This is a genomic window from Orrella dioscoreae, from assembly GCF_900089455.2.
In the GTDB taxonomy this organism is placed as follows: Bacteria; Pseudomonadota; Gammaproteobacteria; order Burkholderiales; family Burkholderiaceae_B; genus Orrella; species Orrella dioscoreae.
The window spans coordinates 4537105-4558940 of record NZ_LT907988.1; the positions used below are offsets into that span (position 1 = coordinate 4537105).

At 67.9% G+C, this 21836-nt stretch carries 22 protein-coding genes, 1 tRNA gene and 1 pseudogene; 7 read left to right on the forward strand and 17 right to left on the reverse strand.

All coding sequences use genetic code 11. The annotated features are described in order from the left end of the window. Positions 1-47 precede the first annotated feature (47 nt). The 4 genes from ODI_RS20765 to ODI_RS20780 are packed head-to-tail and all read left to right on the forward strand — an operon-like array spanning position 48 to position 3918. Positions 48-1568, forward strand: coding sequence for a class I adenylate-forming enzyme family protein (locus tag ODI_RS20765; protein ID WP_067757209.1), 1521 nt, complete (start codon positions 48-50; stop codon positions 1566-1568). Further along, positions 1565-2365, forward strand: a complete 801-nt coding sequence (locus ODI_RS20770; RefSeq protein ID WP_067757212.1) for a citryl-CoA lyase — start codon at positions 1565-1567, stop codon at positions 2363-2365. The genes ODI_RS20765 and ODI_RS20770 overlap by 4 nt, the downstream gene beginning before the upstream one ends. A 3-nt stretch (positions 2366-2368) precedes the next feature. Then, on the forward strand, positions 2369-3094 hold the full coding sequence (locus ODI_RS20775; RefSeq protein WP_067757215.1) for an SDR family oxidoreductase: 726 nt from the start codon (positions 2369-2371) through the stop codon (positions 3092-3094). Then, a complete protein-coding gene (locus tag ODI_RS20780) occupies positions 3091-3918 on the forward strand; it encodes an SDR family NAD(P)-dependent oxidoreductase (RefSeq protein ID WP_067757218.1) in 828 nt (275 codons plus the stop codon). Before ODI_RS20775 ends, ODI_RS20780 begins: the two co-directional genes overlap by 4 nt. Positions 3919-3929: 11 nt before the next feature. Here the strand turns inward: ODI_RS20780 and ODI_RS20785 are convergent, their stop codons facing one another. Together ODI_RS20785 and ODI_RS20790 are read right to left on the reverse strand one after the other, a co-directional pair. Continuing rightward, entirely contained in the window at positions 3930-4328 is a 399-nt protein-coding gene (locus ODI_RS20785; protein ID WP_067757222.1) for a hypothetical protein, read from the reverse strand. 97 nt (positions 4329-4425) lie between these two features. Then, complete coding sequence (locus tag ODI_RS20790) at positions 4426-5388, reverse strand: NAD(P)/FAD-dependent oxidoreductase (RefSeq protein WP_067757225.1); 963 nt, start codon at positions 5386-5388, stop codon at positions 4426-4428. 88 nt (positions 5389-5476) lie between these two features. On the opposite strand from ODI_RS20790, the gene folB reads away from it, so the two are divergent. Beyond that, a complete protein-coding gene (gene folB, locus ODI_RS20795) occupies positions 5477-5836 on the forward strand; it encodes a dihydroneopterin aldolase (RefSeq protein WP_067757228.1) in 360 nt (119 codons plus the stop codon). A gap of 66 nt (positions 5837-5902) precedes the next feature. Then, positions 5903-6460 carry a LuxR family transcriptional regulator gene (locus ODI_RS20800; protein WP_067757231.1) on the forward strand — a complete coding sequence of 186 codons (558 nt, stop codon included), beginning with the start codon at positions 5903-5905 and terminating at the stop codon, positions 6458-6460. 34 nt (positions 6461-6494) lie between these two features. Here the strand turns inward: ODI_RS20800 and ODI_RS20805 are convergent, their stop codons facing one another. The 12 genes and pseudogenes from ODI_RS20805 to hemA form a co-directional block, all read right to left on the reverse strand. Then, positions 6495-7274, reverse strand: coding sequence for an SDR family NAD(P)-dependent oxidoreductase (locus ODI_RS20805; RefSeq protein WP_067757234.1), 780 nt, complete (start codon positions 7272-7274; stop codon positions 6495-6497). Between the two features lie 135 nt (positions 7275-7409). Beyond that, positions 7410-8645 (reverse strand): annotated as a pseudogene (locus tag ODI_RS20810) (TRAP transporter large permease); the annotation flags it as partial. Positions 8646-8655: 10 nt separating this feature from the next. Further along, a complete protein-coding gene (locus ODI_RS20815) occupies positions 8656-9186 on the reverse strand; it encodes a TRAP transporter small permease subunit (protein ID WP_067757239.1) in 531 nt (176 codons plus the stop codon). Between the two features lie 88 nt (positions 9187-9274). After that, on the reverse strand, positions 9275-10369 hold the full coding sequence (gene dctP, locus ODI_RS20820; RefSeq protein ID WP_067757241.1) for a C4-dicarboxylate TRAP transporter substrate-binding protein: 1095 nt from the start codon (positions 10367-10369) through the stop codon (positions 9275-9277). A 58-nt stretch (positions 10370-10427) separates the two neighbouring features. Continuing rightward, the gene (locus tag ODI_RS20825) at positions 10428-11966 is read right to left on the reverse strand and encodes a class I adenylate-forming enzyme family protein (protein WP_067757243.1); all 1539 of its coding nucleotides are present in this window, start codon (positions 11964-11966) and stop codon (positions 10428-10430) included. Between the two features lie 9 nt (positions 11967-11975). Then, positions 11976-13154, reverse strand: coding sequence for an acetyl-CoA acetyltransferase (locus ODI_RS20830; protein ID WP_067757247.1), 1179 nt, complete (start codon positions 13152-13154; stop codon positions 11976-11978). 837 nt (positions 13155-13991) lie between these two features. Next, on the reverse strand, positions 13992-14903 hold the full coding sequence (gene ttcA / locus ODI_RS20835; protein WP_067757250.1) for a tRNA 2-thiocytidine(32) synthetase TtcA: 912 nt from the start codon (positions 14901-14903) through the stop codon (positions 13992-13994). Continuing rightward, a complete protein-coding gene (locus ODI_RS20840; RefSeq protein ID WP_067757254.1) occupies positions 14903-15496 on the reverse strand; it encodes a UbiX family flavin prenyltransferase in 594 nt (197 codons plus the stop codon). The genes ttcA and ODI_RS20840 overlap by 1 nt, the downstream gene beginning before the upstream one ends. Continuing rightward, positions 15493-15822 (reverse strand): Grx4 family monothiol glutaredoxin, encoded by a 330-nt coding sequence (gene grxD, locus ODI_RS20845; RefSeq protein WP_067757785.1) that lies wholly within the window; start codon positions 15820-15822, stop codon positions 15493-15495. The genes ODI_RS20840 and grxD overlap by 4 nt, the downstream gene beginning before the upstream one ends. A gap of 108 nt (positions 15823-15930) precedes the next feature. Next, entirely contained in the window at positions 15931-16728 is a 798-nt protein-coding gene (gene prmC / locus ODI_RS20850) for a peptide chain release factor N(5)-glutamine methyltransferase (protein WP_074046837.1), read from the reverse strand. Between the two features lie 41 nt (positions 16729-16769). Then, positions 16770-17852, reverse strand: a complete 1083-nt coding sequence (gene prfA / locus ODI_RS20855; RefSeq protein ID WP_067757258.1) for a peptide chain release factor 1 — start codon at positions 17850-17852, stop codon at positions 16770-16772. A 90-nt stretch (positions 17853-17942) separates the two neighbouring features. After that, the gene (gene hemA / locus ODI_RS20860; RefSeq protein WP_067757261.1) at positions 17943-19217 is read right to left on the reverse strand and encodes a glutamyl-tRNA reductase; all 1275 of its coding nucleotides are present in this window, start codon (positions 19215-19217) and stop codon (positions 17943-17945) included. A gap of 156 nt (positions 19218-19373) precedes the next feature. On the opposite strand from hemA, the gene ODI_RS20865 reads away from it, so the two are divergent. Further along, a tRNA-Phe gene (locus ODI_RS20865) sits at positions 19374-19449 on the forward strand. Positions 19450-19573: 124 nt separating this feature from the next. Here ODI_RS20865 and ODI_RS20870 read toward each other — a convergent pair. From ODI_RS20870 to ODI_RS20880, 3 genes are all read right to left on the reverse strand, one after another. Beyond that, positions 19574-20914 (reverse strand): type II toxin-antitoxin system HipA family toxin, encoded by a 1341-nt coding sequence (locus ODI_RS20870; protein ID WP_067757264.1) that lies wholly within the window; start codon positions 20912-20914, stop codon positions 19574-19576. Between the two features lie 6 nt (positions 20915-20920). Continuing rightward, positions 20921-21163: a helix-turn-helix domain-containing protein gene (locus ODI_RS20875; RefSeq protein WP_067757267.1), complete on the reverse strand. Its 243-nt coding sequence runs from the start codon at positions 21161-21163 to the stop codon at positions 20921-20923. A 76-nt stretch (positions 21164-21239) separates the two neighbouring features. Next, positions 21240-21788, reverse strand: coding sequence for a YcxB family protein (locus ODI_RS20880; RefSeq protein ID WP_067757270.1), 549 nt, complete (start codon positions 21786-21788; stop codon positions 21240-21242). Positions 21789-21836: the final 48 nt, after the last annotated feature.

The following is a 21836-nucleotide window of genomic DNA, read 5'->3' on the forward strand; positions in this document are numbered from 1 at the left end:
CGCCCCTCGATCCGCCCGGCCAAGCGCGGATTGCAACAGGAGTCACCGTGTTTCCCATCGATTTCTTCTACCGCGCCGCGCAGCGCCATCCGGCGCGCATCGCGCTGGACAGCCCGCGCGAGCAGGACACCTATACCTATGCACGGTTGCTGCATGACGTGCAGGCCCTGGCCCACGCCCTGCAGGCGCTGGACCCCACGCCACAGACGCGGGTGGGCATTTGCGCCGGCAACAGCGCCGCGCACATCCTGGGCCTGCTGGCGGTGCTGGCCGCCGGCAAGGTGTGGGTGCCGCTGAACGCGCGCAGCACGGCCAGCGAAATCGCGCGCATCATCGACACCACCGAGCCCAGCATCGTCATGGTGGACAGCCATGGCGGCCCGCTGGTGGCCGCGCCGCAAGCGCGACGCATCGTGCTGGACGATGCCGCCGTGCCGCTGTCGCTGGCCACCCTGGTGCAAGGCCACGCGGGCAAGACGCCGTTGCGGCATCCGTTGTCGCGCGACGACACCCAGGCCATCAAGTTCACCGGCGGCACCACCGGGCTGCCCAAGGGCGTGATGCAGCCCTATCGCGCCTGGAACACCGGCATCATCAACCAGATCCAGAGCTGGGGCCTGACCGAGGGCGACCGCTACGTCGTGGCCGCGCCGATCACGCACGGCACCAGCACCTATCTGCTGCCCGTGCTGGCGCAGGGCGGCGCCCACGTGCTGCTGGACGCGGTCAGTCCCGCGACCATCACCGAGGCTTTCCGCACACGCGGCGGCACGCTGAGCTTCATGCCGCCCACGCTCATCTACATGATCATGGCGCAGCAGGGTGTCTCGGGCGCCGACTTCCCCGCCCTGCGCAACCTGATCTATGGCGGCGCCCCCATGCCCATGGACAAGGTCGACCAGGTGCGCGCCTTCTTCGGCCCGGTGCTGGGCACGACCTATGGCCAGACCGAAGCCCCGCAGATCGTGACCGCCATGCGGCCCGCCGACTTCGAGGACGCCGCCAACCGCGGCGCCGTGGGCCGCGTGACGTGGCTGTCGGACCTGGCCATCCTGTCGCCCGACGGCACGCCCCTGCCCGCCGGCGAGACCGGCGAAGTGGCCGTGGCCGGCGACCTGCTGATGACCGGCTATTGGCGCCTGCCCGAGAAAAGCGCCGAGACGCTGGTGGACGGCTGGCTGCGCACCGGCGACGTCGGCATGGTCGATGCACGCGGCTACCTGTACCTGAAGGACCGCCTGCGCGACGTGGTGATCACCGGCGGCTTCAACGTGTATCCCGTCGATGTCGAGAACGCCCTGTCGCGCCATCCCGCCGTCTATGAAAGCTGCGTCTTCGGCGTGCCCGACGACAAGTGGGGCGAGGCGGTGCATGCCGCCGTGCAGCTGCACCCAGGCGCCGCGACGACGCCGGAGGCGCTGATGGCGCACGTGCGCGAACTGCTGGGCCCCGTGCAGACGCCCAAACGCATCCACCTGGACACCGAACTGGTCCGCTCGCCGGTCGGCAAGGTCCTGAAGAACGCCGTGCGCGACGCGGCCCTGAAGCAGATGAAGGAGACGACATGAGCCAGCAAGCCCCCAAGAACGCCCCCACCACCCGCCTGTGCGCGCACAGCCTGACCGGCATGCATTACCGCGACGCCGACCTGGTGGAAGACCTGCTGGGCAAGAAGACCTTCACCGAAGTGATGTTCGCGCAGATCATGGGACGCGAGGCCCGGCCCGTGGACCTGCGCATCGTCGACGCGGTGCTGATCACGCTGATGGAGCACGGCCTGACGCCCAGCGCCATCGCCACGCGCCTGATCTACATGAGCGCGCCCGAGAACCTGCAAGGCGCCGTGGCCTCGGGACTGATGGCGGTGGGCAGCCAGTTCGTCGGCACGATGGAGAATTGCGCAGGCCTGCTGGCACGCATCATCGAGGCCAGCGACCCGGCAGCCGAAGCCCGCGCCATTGCGCAGGCCCACCGGGCCGAACGCCGCAGCCTGCCGGGTTTCGGCCATCACCTGCACAAGCCGGACGATCCCCGCTCCATCAAGCTGCTGGCCCTGGCCGATGCCGAGAAGGACCTGGCGGGCAAATGGACGGGCGCATTGCGCCTGTTCGGCCAGGCCATCGACGACACCTACGGCAAGCACATCACCATCAACGCCACGGGCGCCACGGCGGCGCTGCTGGGCGAGATCGGCGTTCCCACGCGGCTGATGCGCGGCTTCGCGGTGATCTCTCGGGCCGCGGGCCTGGTGTCGCACGTGGCCGAGGAACAGCAGGAACCCTCCGGCCGCTACATCTGGGAAACCATCGACCACGCCATCCCCTATGTGGGCGCCGGCAAGCCGGCCGCGCACGGCGAGGACTGAGCCATGCAGCCTCGTGTTCTCGTCACCGGCGCCAGCAGCGGCATCGGACTCGCGGTGGCCGAGCGGCTGGTTGCCGATGGCTATGCGGTCACCAGCTTCGACGTCCAGGCGCCCGCGCGCGACGTGGCGGGCGTGGCGCATGTGCAGGTGGACCTGCGCGATGCCGCGCAGACCCGCGAGGCCGTGGCCGAGCTGGTCCGCGCCGGCGAGGTGCTGCGCCTGGTCAACAACGCCGGCATCGTCCAGCCCGCCTCCGTGGCGGACACCACCCCCGAATCCCTGCAGGCCGTGGCCGCGCTCAATGTGCAGGCGCCGCTGCTGCTCCTGCAGGGGCTGCTGCCCGACATGCAGGCGCGCGGCTTCGGACGCGTGGTGAACGTCTCCAGCCGTGCCGCGCTGGGCAAGCCCCTGCGCACGGCCTACGCGGCCAGCAAGGCGGGCCTGCTGGGCATGACGCGCAGCTGGGCGCTGGAGCTGGCCGCGCACGGCATCACGGTGAATGCCATCGGCCCGGGTCCCATCGCGACGGAGCTGTTCCAGCGCGTGAATCCGCCCGGCGCACCGCAGACGCAACGCATCCTGGACACGATTCCACTCGCTCGCATGGGCGAGCCGGCGGAGGTCGCCCACGCCATTGCCTCGTTGCTGGACGACCGTGCGGGCTTCATCACGGGACAGGTGCTGTACGTGTGCGGCGGAATGACGGTGGGATTGGGGAATGCGGCATGAGTGACACGACAGGCATGGCAAGCACCGGCCGCCTGGCCGGCAAGGTGGTGATAGTGGCGGGCGCGGGCGCCAGCGCGGCGGGCTGGAGCATCGGCAAGGCGAGCTGCGTAACGCTGGCCCGCCAGGGCGCGCGGATCGTGGCGCTGGATTTCCAGGCCGACGCCGCCGCGGATGCGGTCCGCGCGGTGGAAGAGGCTGGCGGCGAGGCGTGGGCCGTGCAGGCCGACGTGGCGGACGCGGATGCAATGCAGGCGGCCATCGAGGCGGCGGAGGCCCGTTTCGGGCGCATCGACGCGCTGCAGGCCAACGCCGGCATCGGCAAGGTGGGCGGCCCGGAAGACATCGACCTGGCCGACTGGCGGCGCATCCAGGCGGTGAACGTGGAAAGCCTGCTGATCGCGAGCCGGCTGCTGGCGCCGCGCTTTCGCGCGCAGGGCGGCGGCAGCATCGTGGCGGTGTCGTCGATCGCGGGCATCCGCTACACCGGCTATCCGCACCTGGCCTACAGCGTGACGAAGGCGGCGGTGATCCACTTCGCGCGCATGCTGGCGCAGCAGTACGCGGCCGACGGCATCCGCGTGAACACGGTGATCCCGGGGCTGATCGATACGCCGCGCGTGCAGGCGAACGTGGCGAAGATGTATGCCAGGGAGGGGGACCTGGCCGCGGCGAAGGCGGCTCGGGATAAGCAGGTGCCGCTGGGGCGCATGGGGACGCCTTGGGAGGTGGCCAACGCGGTGGCGTTCCTGGCCAGCGACGAGGCGTCGTACATTACCGGGACCGAGTTGGTGGTGGATGGGGGACTGACCGGAAAATATGCCTAGGCGTGACGGCCTCAGAAGTCGCAGTGCACCGACTGCGCCGGCATCACGCCATAAAAGCCGGCGAACACCTTCAGGGCCTCGCGGGTCAATGCCCGACAGGGGCCGTCGTCGAACGGCCGGTGGTCGGCGGCGGTAATCGAGAATTTTGAGTAGGTATACGCCTGTCCGCCTCCGGCTGCGGGCCGGATGGTTTCCACCACGCGGACGTAGTACAGCACGTCGTACAGGCCGAACAGGAAATACAGGCGGGTGTTGTCGTCGCGGTCGCGGCCCGCGTAGATCAGGAAGGCGTGGGCGTCCTGGTTGGCGGTCCACATGGACAGGTCCAGGGCCTGGTGCCACAGCGGGCTCTTGTGGCCCGCCAGCTTGGCCTTGTACAAAGCCGGCACTTCCTCGTTGACGAAACCCATCTGCTTCTCCCCGGTCGCGGCTGTCCGTGGCGGGCAGCGGCACACATTATGCCGATACTTGCCCGTTCATGGCGACGTATCGCGGGAAGATGGGTGACTATTCCGAGACGCCCGCCTGCCTGGCCGCCGCCGCCTCGACCTGGGCCTGGATCGCCTTCGCGGCCACCACGCCATCGGCCAGGGCCGTCACCACGCAGGGATGCATGCGCTGGGCGGCCTCGCCGATCGCATAGACCCCCGGCAGGCTGGCTTCGGCGGTGGCGGGATCGGTGCGGATGAAGCCGCGGGCGTCACGCGCCAGCGCCAGGCCGTCGGCGAAATCGGCCTGCGGCGCCCAGCCGTGGAAGACCAGGATGAGGTCGTAGGCCTGGCCATTCACCGTGCGCCCCGCGGGGTCGACCGTGTAGTCGCCGATACGCACGTCGCGCGCGTCGGCCCGCGCCACCCATTGGCGTTGCGCCCGCACGCTGCGGGCATACAGGTGTACCGTGCGAGCGCCCTGCGCGCGCACGTAGTCGTAGTTCTCGAAACCGTTGTCGCCGCCGCCCAGCACGGCCACCGACAGGCCCTGGTAGTCCTGGGCGACGATGTGGCCGCCCGGCCCGACCAACACGCCAGGCGAAGGCTGGAGCGGCCGGTCATCCAGGCCCCGGGCGCGCACGCCGGTGGCGATGACCAGGCGCGGCGCGCGCAACGTCCAGGCGCCTTGCGGGCCATCGCCTTCCAGCAGCAGGCCGGCGGGAGCGGGACGGGCCGTGCGCACGCGCTGGCCCAGCCTGGGCACGACCCCGGCCTGCGCCAGGCTGCGGGCGATGTTGTCCGCCACCTGGGCGCCCGTGACGTCGGGCAGCACGGCGATCCAGTTGTCGGGATGGGGGTTGTCGCGCTCGAGGCCGCCGGGCGCGTTGCCAGCCTCGAGCAACAGCGGCGTGAGGCCCAGGCGCGCCAGCCAGAGCGCACACGAGGCGCCTGCCGGGCCGGCGCCCACGATCACGGCATCAACCCCGGCATCGCCCCCGGGCCCGCGCCCGCCTTGCACTGCCTCGCTGTGCTGCAACATGTGACCGATATCCCCGATTTCCTCAATGACTGGATTGTAGACAGGCAAGCAGGACTACAATTCCCGGCACTTCATTCCGGCTTTTCCCATGTCCACTCGTCGCATTTTCTTTTCCCGGCTGGCGCTCGACGCCCGCATCGGCATCCTCGAACACGAACGGCGCGCGATGCAGCCGCTGCACGTCGATGCCGAGATCGACCTGAGCATCCCCGGCCCGGTCGACGACCACGACATCCACAGCGTGCTGGACTACCGGCACCTGCGCGAGGCCATCGTGCAGGAATGCACCCAGGCCCACGTGAACCTCATCGAGACCCTGTGCGAGCAGGTGGCGGCCCGCCTGCTCGCAGACTTCGCGGACATCCAGGCAGTGCGACTGCGCATCAGCAAGCCGATGGCTTTCTCGGATTGCGCGGCGGTCGGCGTGGAGGTCCATATCTGCCGCTAGCGGGCACGATGCGCGCGCGGCGCCGACCGGCCACAGAGTCCGGCGGAAAACGACGGGAGACACCCCATGCGCGACCCGCAACTCGCGCTGCTTGCCTTCAAGGAGTCCCCTGCCCCGCAGGTGGTCTGCAGCGCGCGCCGTATCTCAGAGTGCAACCACGCCTTCGCCCATCTCTTCGGCTACACGCGCGAAGAACTGGTGGGCGAGTCCATCCTGAAGCTCTATCCGTCGCTCTCGGATTACCACGAGATCGGCGAGCGCTGCCTGGCGCACCTCGAGCGCAATTGCTACTACGAGGATGAGCGCTTCATGCAGCACCGCAGCCGCGAGATCTTCTGGGCACGGGCGCGCGGCATCACGCTCACGGTGCACAACCCCTTCGACCTGATGATCTGGAGCTTCGAGCGGATCGCCGACACGCCGCTGAAGACGGCCCACCTCACCCGCCGCGAACGGGAGATCTCCAGCTATGTGGTGAACGGCCTGAGCTGCAAGGAAATCGCCGCGCGGCTGAACATCTCGCATCGCACGGTGGAGGTGCACCGCGGGCGCATCATGCGCAAGCTGGAAGCCAAGAACACCGCGGAACTCGTCTCGCGCATCGTCATGGTCCAGCACGGCTGAGCGTGGCGGGGCATGCCAGCCCCGCCTTTCGCTCTCAACGCGAGACCGTCCCCGTTCGCGCCACGCCGCCCGCCAGGTAGCCGCCATCCACCGCCAGCGTCTGGCCGTTGACGTAGGCCGCGCCTTCCGAGGCCAGGAAGGCGATGGCCTCGGCGATCTCCTCGGGCGTGCCCAGCCTGCCCGCGGGAATCATCGCCTCGAAGGCCGCACGGGTCTCGGGCGTGTAGGAGGACTCGGTCATGGCCGTCACGACCGGCCCGGGCGCGATGGCATTGGCCGTGATGCCGTGGGGGCCCAGCTCCATTGCCAGCTGGCGCGTCAGGCCCATGACGGCGGCCTTCGAGGTGCCGTAGGCGACCCGGCCAATGCCGGCACGCACGCCGCTGATGGAGGCCAGGTTGACGATGCGGCCATAGCCGCGCTCGGCCATGCCGCGTCCGGCACGCTGCGCGCAGCGGAAGGTGCCCGTGACGTTGATGGCCATGACGCGCTCCCAGGTGTCCAGCGGATAGTCCAGCAAAGGCGCCACGTTCAGGATGCCCGCGCTGTTGACCAGCACGTCCACCGGGCCCAGCTCGGCCTCCACGCGCCGGAACGCCGCGTCCACCGACGCATCGTCGGTCACGTCGATGGCCACGCCCAGCGCCTGGCCGCCCGCAAGCACCACCTCGTCGGCGCAGGCCCTTGCGGCATCCTCGCGCAGATCCGCCACGGCCACGCGCATGCCGCGCCGCGAAAGTTCCAGCGCCGCCGCGCGGCCCAGTCCGGATGCGCCGCCCGTGATCAATGCAATGGATTGCCGTGCTGCTTGCATGCTTGCTCCTTTTTCCGTGGCGCGGCGTGGGGGAATGTCCACGCCGCAACGCCGCTACTTGCCCAGCATCGTCTCCGGCAGGATGGTGACGATGACAGGGAACGCGAACAGGATAACGGTTGCGACCACCTCCATGATGACGAACCACCAGGCGCCATGGAAAATCCGCGTGAGCGGCGTGGTCCGGTCTATGCCCGCGATGACGAAGACGTTCAGCCCCACCGGCGGCGTGATGAGCCCGATCTCGCACATCTTCACGGCCAGGATGCCGAACCAGATGGGGTCGAAGCCCAGCGACACCACCGTCGGGAACATGATGGGCAGGGTGATGACCAGCATCGAGAAGGCATCGAGGAACATGCCCAGCGGAAAATAGGCCAGCAGGAAAAGCCCCACCACCAGCAGCGGCGACACATCCGAGGCCACGATGGCTTCGGCGATCTGCTGCGGGATCTGCACCAGGCTCAGGAAGAAACTGAAGATGCCCGCGCCCAGCATCGTGAAGAGCACCATCACGGTGGTGGTGATCGCGTTGCGGCAGCTTTCGTACAGCCGTCCCTTCAGGTTGCCGCGCGCGGCCCGGGTGCACAGCAGCATGATCAGCGCCGCGAAGGCGCCGACGGCGGCGGCTTCGGTGGCGGTCACCACGCCCAGATAGATGCCGCCCAGCACGATGAGGAACAGCACCAGCACCTGCCAGCCGTCCTTCAGCGAGGACAGCCGCACGCCCCAGCCCTGGCGCGGCAAGGCGGGCGCCTCGACCCGGCCCGAGGCCGTGATGGCCCAGATACCGGCGATGAACACCAGCGTGGACAGGAGGCCGGGCAGCACGCCCGCCACCAGCATGGCGCCCGCGGACACCTCCGTGAGCGCGGCATAGAAGATGAGCAGCACGCTGGGCGGGATCAGCACGCCCAGCACCCCGCCCGCCGCGATGGCGCCGGCCGACAGGCGGTCGTCGTAGCCGTTCTTCTTCATCTCGGGAATGGCGACCGAGCCGACCGTGGCGGCGGTGGCCACGCTGGAACCCGAGGTGGCGGCGAAGCCCGCGCAGGTCAGCACGCTGGCCATCGCCAGCCCGCCGCGATGGTGGCCCACCCATTTGCGCGCCACGTCGAAGAGCCGCGTGCCGATGCCCGCGTGGTGCGCGAAGGCGCCCATCAGGATGAAGAGCGGAATCACCGTCAGCAGATAGGACGCCGACTGCGCATAGGAGAACGAGCGCAGGCGGTTCAGGACGAAGAAGATGTCCTCGACCATGACGATGCCGATGATGCCCGCCAGGCCCAGCGCGGCGAAGACCGGCGTGCCCAGCAGCATGAAGACGAAGATGAGGCAGGTGGCGACCAGGGTCGCGACGATGGGATCCATGATCGTCTCCTCAGTGCGCCAGCGTCGGCGGCACGGGACTGTCCGGCGGCACGGGCCGGTAAAGCGCCCAGGCGGCGCCGACCAGCATCTGCAGGGCGCCGAACCACAGGCCCACCGCCACCGCGACCTTGGTCCACCAGATCGGCACTTCGACATAGCCCCAGCGGAATTCGCGGATGGCCACCGACTCGACGGCATCGCCCGTGGCCGGATAGGCCAGCAGCGCCAGCACCACCGCGCCCAGCAGCCACGACAGCGACTCCAGCACGCGTGAGACGCGCGGCGGCACGCGTCCCTTCAGCAGCGTCACGCGGATGTGGGCGTCATCCAGCTGGGTCCAGCCCAGCCCCATGAAGACGAGCATCACCATGCTGAGCTCGGATAGCTCGAAGACGCCGGGCAGCGGCTGGCCGGCAACGGTGCGCACCAGCGCATCCACCGTGGTGCCAAGCATCATGAACAACAGGAAGAGCAAGGCGATGGCGCCCATCGCGTCGGCGACGCGGCGAAGCAGCCTGGCAAGCAGGGTATCGGGGGTCATGGTTCTTCGGCGCGTAGCCGTCCACGGATAGGCGGCCGATGCCGCGATGCAGGCCGGCGCATGCGCCGGCCCGGTTCGGCGTGCGACCTCAGGCTTGCGCGGCCAGCTCGTCGAAGCGTTTCAGCGTGCCCTTGGGGTCGTGCTTGGCGATGGCCGTGTCGATCAGCGACTGCATGGCGGCGCCATCCACGCGCGCGGGCTTGGCCACGCGGTCCACCCAGGACTGCACCTGGGCCGGCTGCACCAGCGCTTTCGCGCGCGCCTTCTGCTCATCGGGCAGCGAACTGAATTTCGCGCCTTCGGCCAGCGCGGTCTTCAGGTACTGGCGCGCCGCGGCGTCGAAGATCTCGGTGTACTTGCCGCCATAGATCTCCGCGACGATCTCGTCGGCGATCTGCTTCACCGGGTCGGGGAAGGACTCCCAGGTGCGCATGTTGATGATGGTGGCGGACGGACCGTGCGGACCATCGCCGATGTCGGTGAAATGCGGCGCGATCTCGTGCAGCTTGTAGGCCACCGCCGTGATGAAATCGAAACCATAGACGCCGTCCAGCACGCCACGCTCCAGCGCGGTATAGACCTCGGGCGCGGCCATCGGCACGGCCGTGCCGCCCAGGCGCTGGATCACGTCGTTGGCGACGCCGTAGCCGCGGATGCGCTTGCCGCGGATGTCCTCGATGGACCGGATGGGCTCACGCGTGACCAGCGGCGCGTAGTACCAGTTGGTCCAGTACATGACCTTGGAGCGATAGCGCTGCTCCCACTCGGCGCGCAGCGGATCGAACTGCGCGTAGAGATCGCGGCAGACCAGTTGCAGGGCATCCGCGCGCTGCATGCGGTAGTACCAGTCCAGGCCGCGCGTGACCGGCAACTGGGCCTGGTAGTAGCCCGGGGAAATCAAGGACATCTCGGAGGTGCCATCGCGCACGGCCGACAGGTGTTCGCCCACCTTGTTGAGCGACTGCGCCCAATAGCGGCGCACCTGTACCGCGCCGTTGCTGCGGCGCTCCAGCTCCCTCAGGAACCAGTCGTCCAGCCGCGAGGGGCCCGCGGTCTCGGAAATGTAGCTGTCGAACTTGATGCGCACGGGCTTGCTGGCGGCCCAGGCGCTGGCCGACCAGACCGTGGGCGCGGCGACGCCTGCCAGCAATCCTGCCGTCTTGATGAAATCACGTCTTTTCATTGTTGTGTCTCCTCGATGGGTGGGACCGGTGTTCCCCCGCCCGGCGCCAAGCGCCGGACTACCCTGCCTTGCCGGCCTGCAGGGCTTCGCGCAGCAAGGTCTTGGGGACCTTGCCGTAGCTGTTCTTGGGCAGCTCGTCGCGCAGGCAATAGCGCTTGGGCCGCTTGAAGGCCGCGATCTCGCCGCGGCACCATTGATCCAGGTCCGCGGGGTCCAGCGTGGCGCCCTCGCGCGCCACGACGAAGGCCACCACCTCCTCGCCCCAGGCCTCGCTGGGCGCCCCCACCACGGCAACCTCGCGCACGCCGGGGTGGCGCGCCAGCACCTCCTCGACCTCGCGGGGGTAGATGTTCGAGCCGCCCGAAATGATCACGTCCTTGCTGCGATCGGTCAGCGTCAGGAAACCCTCTTCATCGAGGCGGCCGATGTCGCCGGTGCGCAACCAGCCTTCCACCAGCGTGGCGCGCGTGGCGGCCTCGTTGCCCCAATAGCCCGCCATGACGGCATCGCCGCGCGCGGCAACCTCGCCCTCCATGCCCACGGGCAGGGTATTCATGTCGGCATCCACGATGCGAACCGCCATGCAGCTTTGCGCAGGCCCCACCGACGCCATGCGCGCGCGCCAACGCGGATGCGAGGTGTCGGCGATGCACTCGCGCGTGAGCGCGGTGATGGTCATGGGGCTCTCGCCCTGGCCATAGATCTGCGCGAACCGAGGCCCCAGCACCTGCAGCGCCTCGTCGATGTCGGCGAAATACATGGGCGCGCCGCCATAGATCACTGTATGCAGCCCCGTGCCGTCGCGGCCCGCCGCGCGCGCCGCCTCGACCAGGCGCTTGACCATCGTGGGCGCGGCGAACAGCGACAGCGAGCCGCCCTCACGCGCATGATCAAGGATCTCGAGGGGATCGAAGCCGCGACTGGCCGGCACCACGTGCCGCGCCGCGCGGCGCACGTACATGAAGTGATAGAGGCCCGCGCCGTGCGAGATCGGCGCGGCATAGAGCATGCTGTCGGTGGCCGACACCGTCTCGATGTCGGCCGCGTAGCACAGCGCCATCGCCACCAGGTTGCGATGCGACAGCATCACGCCCTTGGGCCTGCCCGTGGTGCCGGAGGTATAGAACAGCCATGCCAATGCATCGGGCGGCAACACCCGGGGCGGCGGCAGCGGCGCGTCCAGGCCCGCCTGCGCAGCCCGCGGGAACGCATCGCCATCGACCGCCAGGTGCAGGCAGCCGTCAGGCACGGCTTCAGGCGGCAGGTCTTCGTGCGTGTCGGTCAGCACGGCATGTGCGCCCGCGTCGCGCAGGATCCAGTCCACCTCCTTGGGATGCAGCTTCGGGTTGACCGGCACGACGACCGCGCCCAGCCACCAGCAGGCGTAGAAAAGCTCCAGGTATTCGACGCGATTCTTCATGAAGAGCGCGACACGCGCGCCCTCGGCCACGCCCTGCGCATCGCGCAACCACCGCGCCAGCCCGGCCGCGCGGCGAGCGAAGGCGTCATAGTCCGCATGCAGCTGCGTGCCGCGATACAGCGCCGGGTTGCGAGGGTGCGACAGCGCGGCCGCATGCAGCCAGTTGGCGACATTCATGGCGCGCCCTTATGCCCGGGCTGCTTCGAGCACCGAGGCATAACTGGCCACCGCCGCGCCGCCCATGTTGAAGACCAGGCCCAGGCTGGCGTCCTTGCGCTGCATGGCGCCCGCCTGGCCGGTCAGCTGGCGATAGGCCAGCGCGTGCATCGACACGCCCGTCGCGCCCACCGGATGGCCCTTGGCCTTCAACCCGCCGGAAAGGTTCACCGGCAGGCGGCCATCGCGCAGCACGATGCCGTCGTCCAGCGCCTGGCGGCCACGCCCGGCAGGCGCCAGCCCCATGGCCTCATAGATGAGCAGCTCGGCGATGGTGAAGCAATCGTGCACCTCGGCGAAATCCAGGTCGTTCACGTGGATGCCCGCTGCGGCATACGCCTGGCGCAGCGCGCGCGCCGGCCCCTCGAATGCCAGCAGGTCGCGCCCGCCCAGCGGCAGGAAATCGCTGACGTGCTCGGCGGCGCGCACGGTGACCGCGCGCGGAAAGCGCGTGGCCGTGTCGCTGCGCGTCATGACGACGGCCGCCGCGCCATCGGTGATGAGCGAGCAATCGGTCAGCCGCAAGGGCGGCGCAATCAGCGGATTCTTGTCGGAGACGGTATTGCAGAAGGCCACGTCCACCTCGCGGTGCATCTGCGCCAGCGGGTTGTGCATGGCATTGCCGTGGTTCTTGGCGGCGATGGCCGCCATGGCGGGCAGCGGATCCTCGTAGCGCGCGGCGTACTCGCGCGCCGCCAAGGCAAAAAGCTGCGGAAAGCTCAGCGCGGCTTCTTCAGGATCGTTCTTGTAGCCCGCCCCCGCCAGCGCCTCGGTGACTTCCGGCGTGCTGCGCGAGGTCATTTTTTCCGCGCCGACGACCAGCACGGTCCGGGCAGCGCCCGCCTGCAGGGCGCGCAGGCCGGCATGGATGGCCGCCCCGCCGGACGCACAGGCGTTCTCGCAGCGCACCGCGGGCTTGAAGCGCAAGGCGGGCGAGGCCTGCAGGATCAACGAGGCCGCGAAGGCATCCGGGACCAGTCCGGCATTGAAGTTGCCCAGGAACACCGCATCGATTTCAGCGGGGTCCACCCCCGCGTCCTCGATGGCTTCTGTCGCGGCCATGACGATGAGTTGTTCCAGGTTCAAGGCGTCCAGGCGCCCGAAAGGGGTGTGCCCGCTGCCGACGATGGATACCGAGGTGCCTGACATGTCTTGTCTCTCCGCACTGGGTTGTCGTTCTTTTTTCCAGTGTGTGACTTGGCATGCCCGTACATCAATACGTGCAGCTACGTATAAAACTACGTATTAGGTGAGGTTGCGTGATCTTCTATGTAGACCGCTGGGTTGACGGCCGCCGAGGGTGGTCGTGCCGTCGGTCGCCTGCCGCGGGGTGCGGCGCCCACAGCGCCCTCCGGTCAGCATTCGGAAAAGCAATAGGGGCAGCTGTTGAGAGAGTGGGGGCGGGAGGTGGAGGGAGGAAGCAGCGCGCTTCGAGCTACGGGCGCCGCTTGGCCCTGTTGCCTGCTTGGGGAGGCTGCTCCACCACCGACACGGCGCGACCGAAGCCGCCAGGCTCATCAATTTCTCGGTGTCTCTGCCCGCGCAAGACACCCGCCATTCAGTCACGACAGTGGAACAACGCCTCCAAACAGACAACGCAGCCTGACGGGAGCCCCTGCCCGGAGTGCGATGCCCCCCACCTCCACTCCCCTTCCCCCCTCTCTCACTAGCTGCCTCTTTTGCTTTTCCAAATGCTCAGCAATGGGCGCTGTGGGCGCCCATTGCTGAGCGGCAAGCCGAGATCTTCGGGCGGGCAGCGAGCGCGGGGCAAGAATGCGAGCAGGACTCCGGCGGCCGACTCCGATCCAGAACCCCCAAGCGCAGGACGTCGAGGGTGGGCGGGACGGCGGGCGCCTTCTGCGGGGAGCGCGGCGCTGTGGGCGCCGCACCCCGCGGCAGGCGGCCGACGGCACGACCACCCTCGGCGGCCGTCAACCCAGCGGTCTACACAGAAGACTACGCTACGGCAGCAGACCACGCAGCGATCTACGCAACCCCACCCACCCGACCAACCGGCCGCACAAAAGAAATCGCAGTCTCGCCAGCATGCGAAAACACCAGCGCATCCTGCTCATAAGCCGCCCGCCCGAACAGCGACGCCTCATCGATCGTCGCGAGATTCGACGCCAGTCCCTTGAAGTCGAACAGCGAGGTATCCGCCAAATGCGACGGCACCACCTGCGTCAGCGCGCGGAACACGCTGTCGACGCGGCCCGGGGTTTCGCGTTCCCATGCGACCAGCATTTCCTTCACCTTCTGGCGCTGCAGGTTCTCCTGCGAGCCGCACAGGTTGCACGGGATGATGGGATACGCCATGTCGGCCGCGTAGCGGGCAATGTCGGACTCGCTGCAATACGCCAGCGGGCGGATCACCACATGCGCGCCGTCATCGGTGGCGAGCTTGGGCGGCATGCCCTTCAGCTTGCCGCCGAAGAACATGTTCAGGAAGAAGGTTTCGACGATGTCGTCGCGATGGTGGCCCAGCGCGATCTTGTTCGCGCCCAGCTCCTTGGCCGTGCGATAGATGATGCCGCGGCGCAGGCGCGAGCACAGCGAACAGGTCGTCTTGCCCTCGGGCACCTTCTCTTTCACGATGGAATAGGTGTCGGCCGTGACGATGCGATAGGCCACGCCGGTGCTTTCCAGGTAGGCCGGCAGCACCTCTTCAGGGAAACCCGGCTGCTTCTGGTCCAGGTTCATCGCGATCAGCTCGAAATTCACCGGCGCGCGCTTCTGCAGGGCGCTCAGGACCGACAGCATGGTGTACGAGTCCTTGCCGCCGCTCATGCACACCAGGATGCGGTCGCCGTCCTCGATCATCTTGAAATCGGCGATGGCCTTGCCGGCCTGTGATTCCAGGCGGTTCTGCAGCCGGAAGAAATTGTTCGAGTCTTTCATCAGCTCGGTTCCGCGGATGGCGACAGCCCTGCCCAACGCGGGCCGCCGACATCGATATCGAAAAGATCCAGCACCCGCGCCACGCTGTGGTCGACCATCTCTTCGATGGACTGGGGCCGGTGATAGAAGGCCGGCAAGGGCGGGAAGACGATGCCGCCCATTTCCGTGACGGCCGTCATGTTGCGCAGGTGCGCAAGATTGAAGGGCGTCTCGCGCACCATCAGCACCAGCCGGCGGCGTTCCTTCAGCACCACGTCGGCCGCGCGCGTGATCAGGTTGTCCGCCAGGCCGTGGGCGATGGCGCCCAGCGTGCGCATGGAGCACGGCGCCACCACCATGCCGGCCGAGCGGAAGCTGCCGCTGGCCAGCGTGGCGCCGATGTCGCGCACGCTGTGGACCACGTCCGCCATGGCGTGGACCTCGTTGCGGGACAGGTCCAGCTCGTGCTGCAGGTTGAGCGCGCCTGCCGCCGAGACGACCAGGTGCGTCTCGACGTCAGGCACGCGCCGGGCGGCCTGGAGCAGGCGCACGCCGTAGAGCGCGCCGGTGGCGCCGGTGATGCCGACGATCAGCCGCCGGCGGCCGGGTGTCACTCGGTGGCCCCGGCGGCGTCGAGCAGCTTCTTCAGCTCGCCGCTTTCGTTCATCTCGGACATGATGTCCGAACCGCCCACGAACTCGCCCGAGACGTAGAGCTGGGGAATGGTCGGCCAGTTCGAGTAGCTCTTGATGCCGCTGCGCACTTCCTCGTCCTCAAGCACGTTGATCGTGATGAGCTTGCGCACGCCACAGCCTTTCAGGATCTGGATGGCGCGGCCGGAGAAGCCGCATTGCGGGAACTGGGCGGTACCCTTCATGAACAGCACCACGGGGTGCTGCGTGACGGTATCGCGGATGAAGGTTTGCACGTCGTCGCTCATGGTTGACTCGCAGATGCGCCGGCGCGTGGCCGGCATAGGATTTTGCCTGGGGTAAATGGCCGGTATCGGGCAGGCAACGCCGACGTCCGGACCCGGGACTCCCCGGAATTATAGGTTTGCGCCGGAAATCCTCTCGATGCCGGCCAGATCGCGGCGGCTGGCCGCGTTCCGGAAGCCCGCGTCGGCCAGCAACTGCCGCACGGCGGCGGCCTGGTCCCAGCCATGCTCCAGCCAGAGACGGGCGCCTGGGGCCATCCAGGCGCGGGCGCCGGACACGATACGCGCCAGCGCCGACAGCCCATCGGCTTCGTCGGTCAGCGCGCCGCGCGGCTCGTGCCGCAGGTCGCCCTGATCAAGGTGGACATCGCCGGCGGCGATATAGGGCGGGTTCGACACGATCAGGTCGAACGGCGCGTCGCCGCCGGGCAGCGCCGCATACCAGTCGCCTGCCAGACAGCGCACCCGGGGCGCCCCCAGGCGCTGGGCGTTGGCGTGCGCCTGCGCCAGCGCCTCGGGGCTGGCGTCGGTGCCCGTCACATGGGCATCGGGCCGGGCCAGGGCAATGGCCACGGCGATCGCGCCGCTGCCGGTGCCCAGGTCCAGCACGCGCGGCGCCTGCCGCCCTGACAGGCATTCGAGCGCCGTCTCGACCAGCAGTTCCGTTTCCGGCCGCGGGATCAGCACGCCCGGCGCCACGGCATAGACATGGCCCATGAATTCGCGCTCGCCCAGCAGGTAGGCCATCGGCTCGCCGGCCAGGCGGCGGGCGCACAGGGTCTGGAATGCCGCCACCGCGGCAGGCGCCAGCGGGTCGGTGTCATGCGCCAGCAGCCAGGCGCGCGGCTTGTCCAGCACGCGCTCCAGCAGCATGCGGGCCTCCAGGCGCGGCAGGCCGCAATCGGCCATCAGCCCGCGCACGGTGGTTGCGGCGCCGCCCACGATGCGCCTTATGCCTCTTCGCCCAGGGCGGCCAGTTGCGCGGCCTGGTGCTCGGCCAGCAGGGTGCCGGTCAGTTCCTGCAGATCGCCTTCCAGGATGGCCTGCAGCTTGTAGAGCGTCAGGTTGATGCGGTGATCGGTCAGGCGGCCTTGCGGGTAGTTATAGGTGCGAATGCGCTCGGAACGGTCGCCCGAGCCCACCAGGCTCTTGCGTTGCGCGGCTTCCTTGCTCTGGCGCTCGCGCTGCTGCTGGTCCTTCAGGCGCGCCGCCAGCACCTGCATGGCCTTCTCGCGGTTGCGATGCTGCGAACGGTCGTCCTGGCATTCCACCACCAGCCCCGTGGGCAAGTGGGTCAGGCGCACCGCCGAATCGGTCTTGTTGATGTGCTGGCCACCCGCGCCGCTGGCGCGGAAGGTGTCCACGCGCAGGTCGGACGGATTGATGACGATGTCGGTCGCGGCATCGGCCTCCGGCAGCACGGCCACCGTGCAGGCCGAGGTGTGGATGCGGCCTTGCGCCTCGGTGGCGGGCACGCGCTGCACGCGGTGCGCCCCGGACTCGAACTTCAGGCGGCCATAGACGCCGTCGCCCTCGATGCGCGCCACCACTTCCTTGTAGCCGCCCAGCTCCGACGGGCTTTCGGACATCAGCTCCACGCGCCAGCCCTGCTGCTCGGCATAGCGGGAATACATGCGCAGCAGGTCGCCCGAGAACAGCGCGCTTTCATCGCCGCCCGTGCCCGCGCGGATTTCCAGGAACACGCTGCGGTTGTCATCGGGGTCGCGCGGCAGCAGCAGGATCTGCAGGTCGGCGCCCAATTGCTCGATGGCGGCCTTGGCCGTCTCGATCTCTTCCTGCGCCATCGCCTTCATTTCCGGATCCGACAACATCTGCTGCGCGGTGGCCAGGTCATCCTCCGCGCGGGTATAGGCGGAAAACGCGTTGGCCACGGGCTCGACGTCGGCGCGCTCGCGCGACAGTTTGCGGAAACGCTCCATGTCCTGCGCGGCCTCGGGGTCGGCAAGCAGGGCATCGAGTTCGACAAGGCGGCGGGACAACTGCTCCAGCCGGGCACGCATGGTCGGTTTCATAGGGACGGGCTTGGGGAATTCAGGAAGGAACGCGGACGGCGCGCGGCAAGCACGACGGCGCCCGCGTGGGCGGCAGGACGGGGAGCGCCGCTACCGGCGCATGTCGCGCGAGGGGAAGAGGCGGGGCAGCATCTCGATGAGTTGCTCGCGGTCCGCGTCCTGGCTTTGATGCAGCGCGGACAAGGGGCCGTGCAGGTATTTCTGCGTGAGCCCGTGGGCCAGTTGCTCCAGCACGGCCTCGGGCGACTCGCCGCGCGCCAGCAGGCGTCTGGCGCGTTCGAGTTCGGCGCCCTGTACGTCGGCCGCGGCCTGGTGCAGATCGCGGATGACGGGCACCACGGCACGGGTGGCCATCCAGCGCATGAAGTTGTCCACGCGCGTGTCGATGATGGCCTCGGCCTGCACCACGGCGGCACGGCGCGCGTCGGCGCCGCTTTGCACGAGCTTGCCCAGGTCATCGACCGAATACAGATAGACGTCGCCCAGGCGGGCAACCTCGGGTTCGATGTCGCGCGGCACGGCCAGGTCGACCATCACCATGGGGCGGTGACGGCGCTTGCGCGTGGCGCGCTCGACCAGGCCCAGGCCCAATATGGGCAGGGAACTGGCCGTACAGGACACCACCACGTCGAACTCGGCCAGCCGCTCGGGCAGGTCGGTCAGGCGCATGGTGGTGGCGGAGAACTTGCCCGCGAGCGTTTCAGCGCGCTCGAGCGTGCGGTTGGCCACCACCATGCCGGCGGGCTTGCGCGCGGCGAAGTGGGTGGCACAGAGATCGATCATTTCACCCGCGCCGATGAAGAGCGTGCGGGCCTGGCTCAGGTCGCCGAACACGCGCTCGGCCAGCCGCACGGCGGCGGCGGCCATGGACACCGAATTGGCGCCGATGGCGGTCTGCGAGCGGACTTCCTTCGCCACCGAGAAGGTGCGCTGGAACAGTTGGTGCAGCAGGGTGCCCAGCGAACCGGCCTCGCCGGCGGTGCGCACGGCGTCCTTCATCTGGCCCAGGATCTGCGGCTCGCCCAGCACCATGGAGTCCAGGCCGCTGGCCACGCGGAAGGCGTGACGCACGGCGCCGTCGCGGTCATGGCGATAAAGGTGGGGGTTCAGGTCGCCGGCGGCCAGGCTGTGGAAATCGGCCAGCCACTGCGGCAGCTGTTCCGAGACCGAGGGATCGGCCGCACAGTAGACCTCGGTGCGATTACAGGTGGACAGGATGGCCGCCTCGCTGACGCGCCCACCAAAGGCCGAACGCAAGCCGGCCAGCGCGGGCTTGAGCAATTCGATCGGCATGGCCACGCGCTCGCGCACCGAGACCGGGGCGGAGGTGTGGTTCAGACCGAAGGTGAGAACATCGACGGACATCGTGGCAGGTGCGCGCGCGGCTTGTGGGCGCGATTTGTAACCGCTGACAACGGAGGATTATAGCGCCTGGGGGTGGTATCGCCCGCTTCGTCGTACCGGTACGTTGCAGGAACGCTGCATGCGTTCAGAATATGGTGTATAGTTTCGCCTCTCAGCGGCCTGGTAGCTCAGTTGGTAGAGCAGCGGATTGAAAATCCGCGTGTCGGTGGTTCGATTCCGCCCCAGGCCACCAAGATTCAAGTCGAGAAACCCAGCCTTTGCGCTGGGTTTTTTGCATTGCAGCCAATCATCAACGTGATGCGTTGCCACAAAACAGCGGCCGTGAAACAGCGATGGCGCAAACAGCGGCGCCAGGATCAATCACCCCGCGGGGTGCGCGCGAGTTTCTCCGCTGACGCCAGCATCCCCTGAGAGATCGTGCTGAACAGATCCTCAGGAAAGTCTTTGGGCAAACGCCCTGCAACCTCATCCAGCACTGGTCGTACCCGCGCCACCGTCGCGTCGATCACCGTTTCCCTGTCACCGCCAAGACCGCAGCGCCGAGCCGTCTCGCCGAAATGCCTGCGCTGGATGTCCTTCAACCTGTAGTGCACGTTCTTCCCATGCAGCGCCATGGCCAACTTCAATTTGTGAGGGTCTATCAGGTTTGGCCCTTTGCCTGCCACCGGCCACGCCGACAGCACATCGTAGAGGGGTGTTAACCGGTAGCGCCCTCCCGGCAACAGGAAGATCGAGAAATTCTTGGCGTGACCATCCGTGGCAGCCAGCATCCAAAAGAGCAACTGTGCCTGCATCAGTTGATGCAGATCATGCTCGGGCGTTTCCGACTGCTGAAGGATGCTGCCTATCTTCAGCACGCCCGGCCCACCCTCCGCTTCATACTTTCGGCTGGACGGCAGTCCCGTGACCTGGCAGAAGTCTTCTTGAGGCAAGCGCAACCAATGTCCCGCCGCTGCTCGCTTGCGGTCGAAACGCGTCACCACCAGCGCTTTCTGGTCTTCGAAACGGGCGATCTGGCACTCTGCCATTGACAGACCAAATGCTGAAAGCAAAGTCGCACACAACCACTCGTTCTCGACGGACGTGCGCATGTCTGCACGGCGATTGCCCACGAGCCCCAGCGGCAATTTGAAAATATGCGTGGTGGGTGTTGCGCCCAAAGGCTTGCACCACTGCCCGTCATGCCACAACAAGGCTGTTTTTTCCTGCGCGCCAGCGATGGAAATCCGGAAATCATCATCGTCACGTTGCCCCAGTATCCCTCCGCCACCAGCAGTGCCACGCAACAGCTGCGCAACCTCCTGTTCACTCAGGGGTTTTGCCTGAATATCATGGATACTGGATGGCACCTCTCCAGCCGGCAGCAATTGCACTGCCCCCACGCACTCTCGTCCGATCGCCTGCAACAGGTCGAAAGTACCTGCGCTATCGGTCCGGAACCTTGCCTGCAAGCGCTCACGGATCACATCACTGTCGGGCAGCAAGTTGTCGAAGAAATGCCGGACGACGTCGCCCTGTATGGGCGTATCGTCGAAAGGAATTGGCAGAGACAGCGACAACGGCCGCCCGGCAGGGCTCTCCGCCCAGTTCCTGTCATAGAAAAAGGCATCAGGCTTGTGCGGCGCGACAACCCAGCGCCCGACCTGCACGCCATTCGCCCAAACCCCCAGAGACTGATGCCGCGGTAAACGTCCCATGCTGCCTTACCACTCGGAGCGCGCGGCAGGCGCAGAAGTTTTTTCTTGCAGGCATACCTCCAGGCCTAGCAGGCTGGCCAAGGCCAGGAAGCGCGCCAGCGTCAATTTGCCTGGCTCCAACTCCAATTCGGATAGGCGATTCTGGCTGATACCCAGCCGGGCAGCCACTTCGGCCTGCGACAGCTTGGCAGCTTTGCGGCGGGCGGCCAGGAGTCGGCCCGCGTGGTCAGGGGAGGAAAGCTTGGCCATGAGAGCATCGGGAATGTCGATAAAAACAATTTATCGTCAATTCCGATAAAAAGCAATTATCGCTATTTCCGATATCCTAGCGCTGCAGCACCTTCACGCCTCGCCCCGCCAGCCGCTCGATCTCCGCCCACAGCTCGGCCACCGTCACATGCCCGGGCAGCGCCCGCTTGGGCAGCATCACCCCTTCCCTGCCCGACAGCACGAAGACGATCATGTGGCGTGTCTCGACGATGCGCTGCACGGCCGCCCAGCTGACGTTCACGTTCACGTCACGGGTGCCGCCCCACAGCCCTTCCTGGCTCAGGACCAGGTTGACGTCCTTGCGCGCCAGGGCGTTGCGGGAAAAGATCGGCGCGCAAATGAGCCAACCGAAGAGTTCCGTGCTGAACCAGAACGCCACCGCGCAGCCCAGGAAGGCGGCATAGACCCACCCGTTCAACGCGCCGGAGAACAGCAGGCCCAGCGCCGCGCCGCGCGGCCGGCCCGGGTCGGCCCAGTGCACCAGCCCCAGCACGAGCGCGATCCAGGCGGCTTGCAGCAGGATGCGCCGCGCAAGCGGCGGGCGCATGAGGGCGATGCAGCCGTGCACGAAGTCGGCGCGCTCGTAGCGGTAGGAGAATTGCATGTGTGGCATCCGTGGCAAGTCGCCTGGATGGTACGCAGCCGGGCGGGG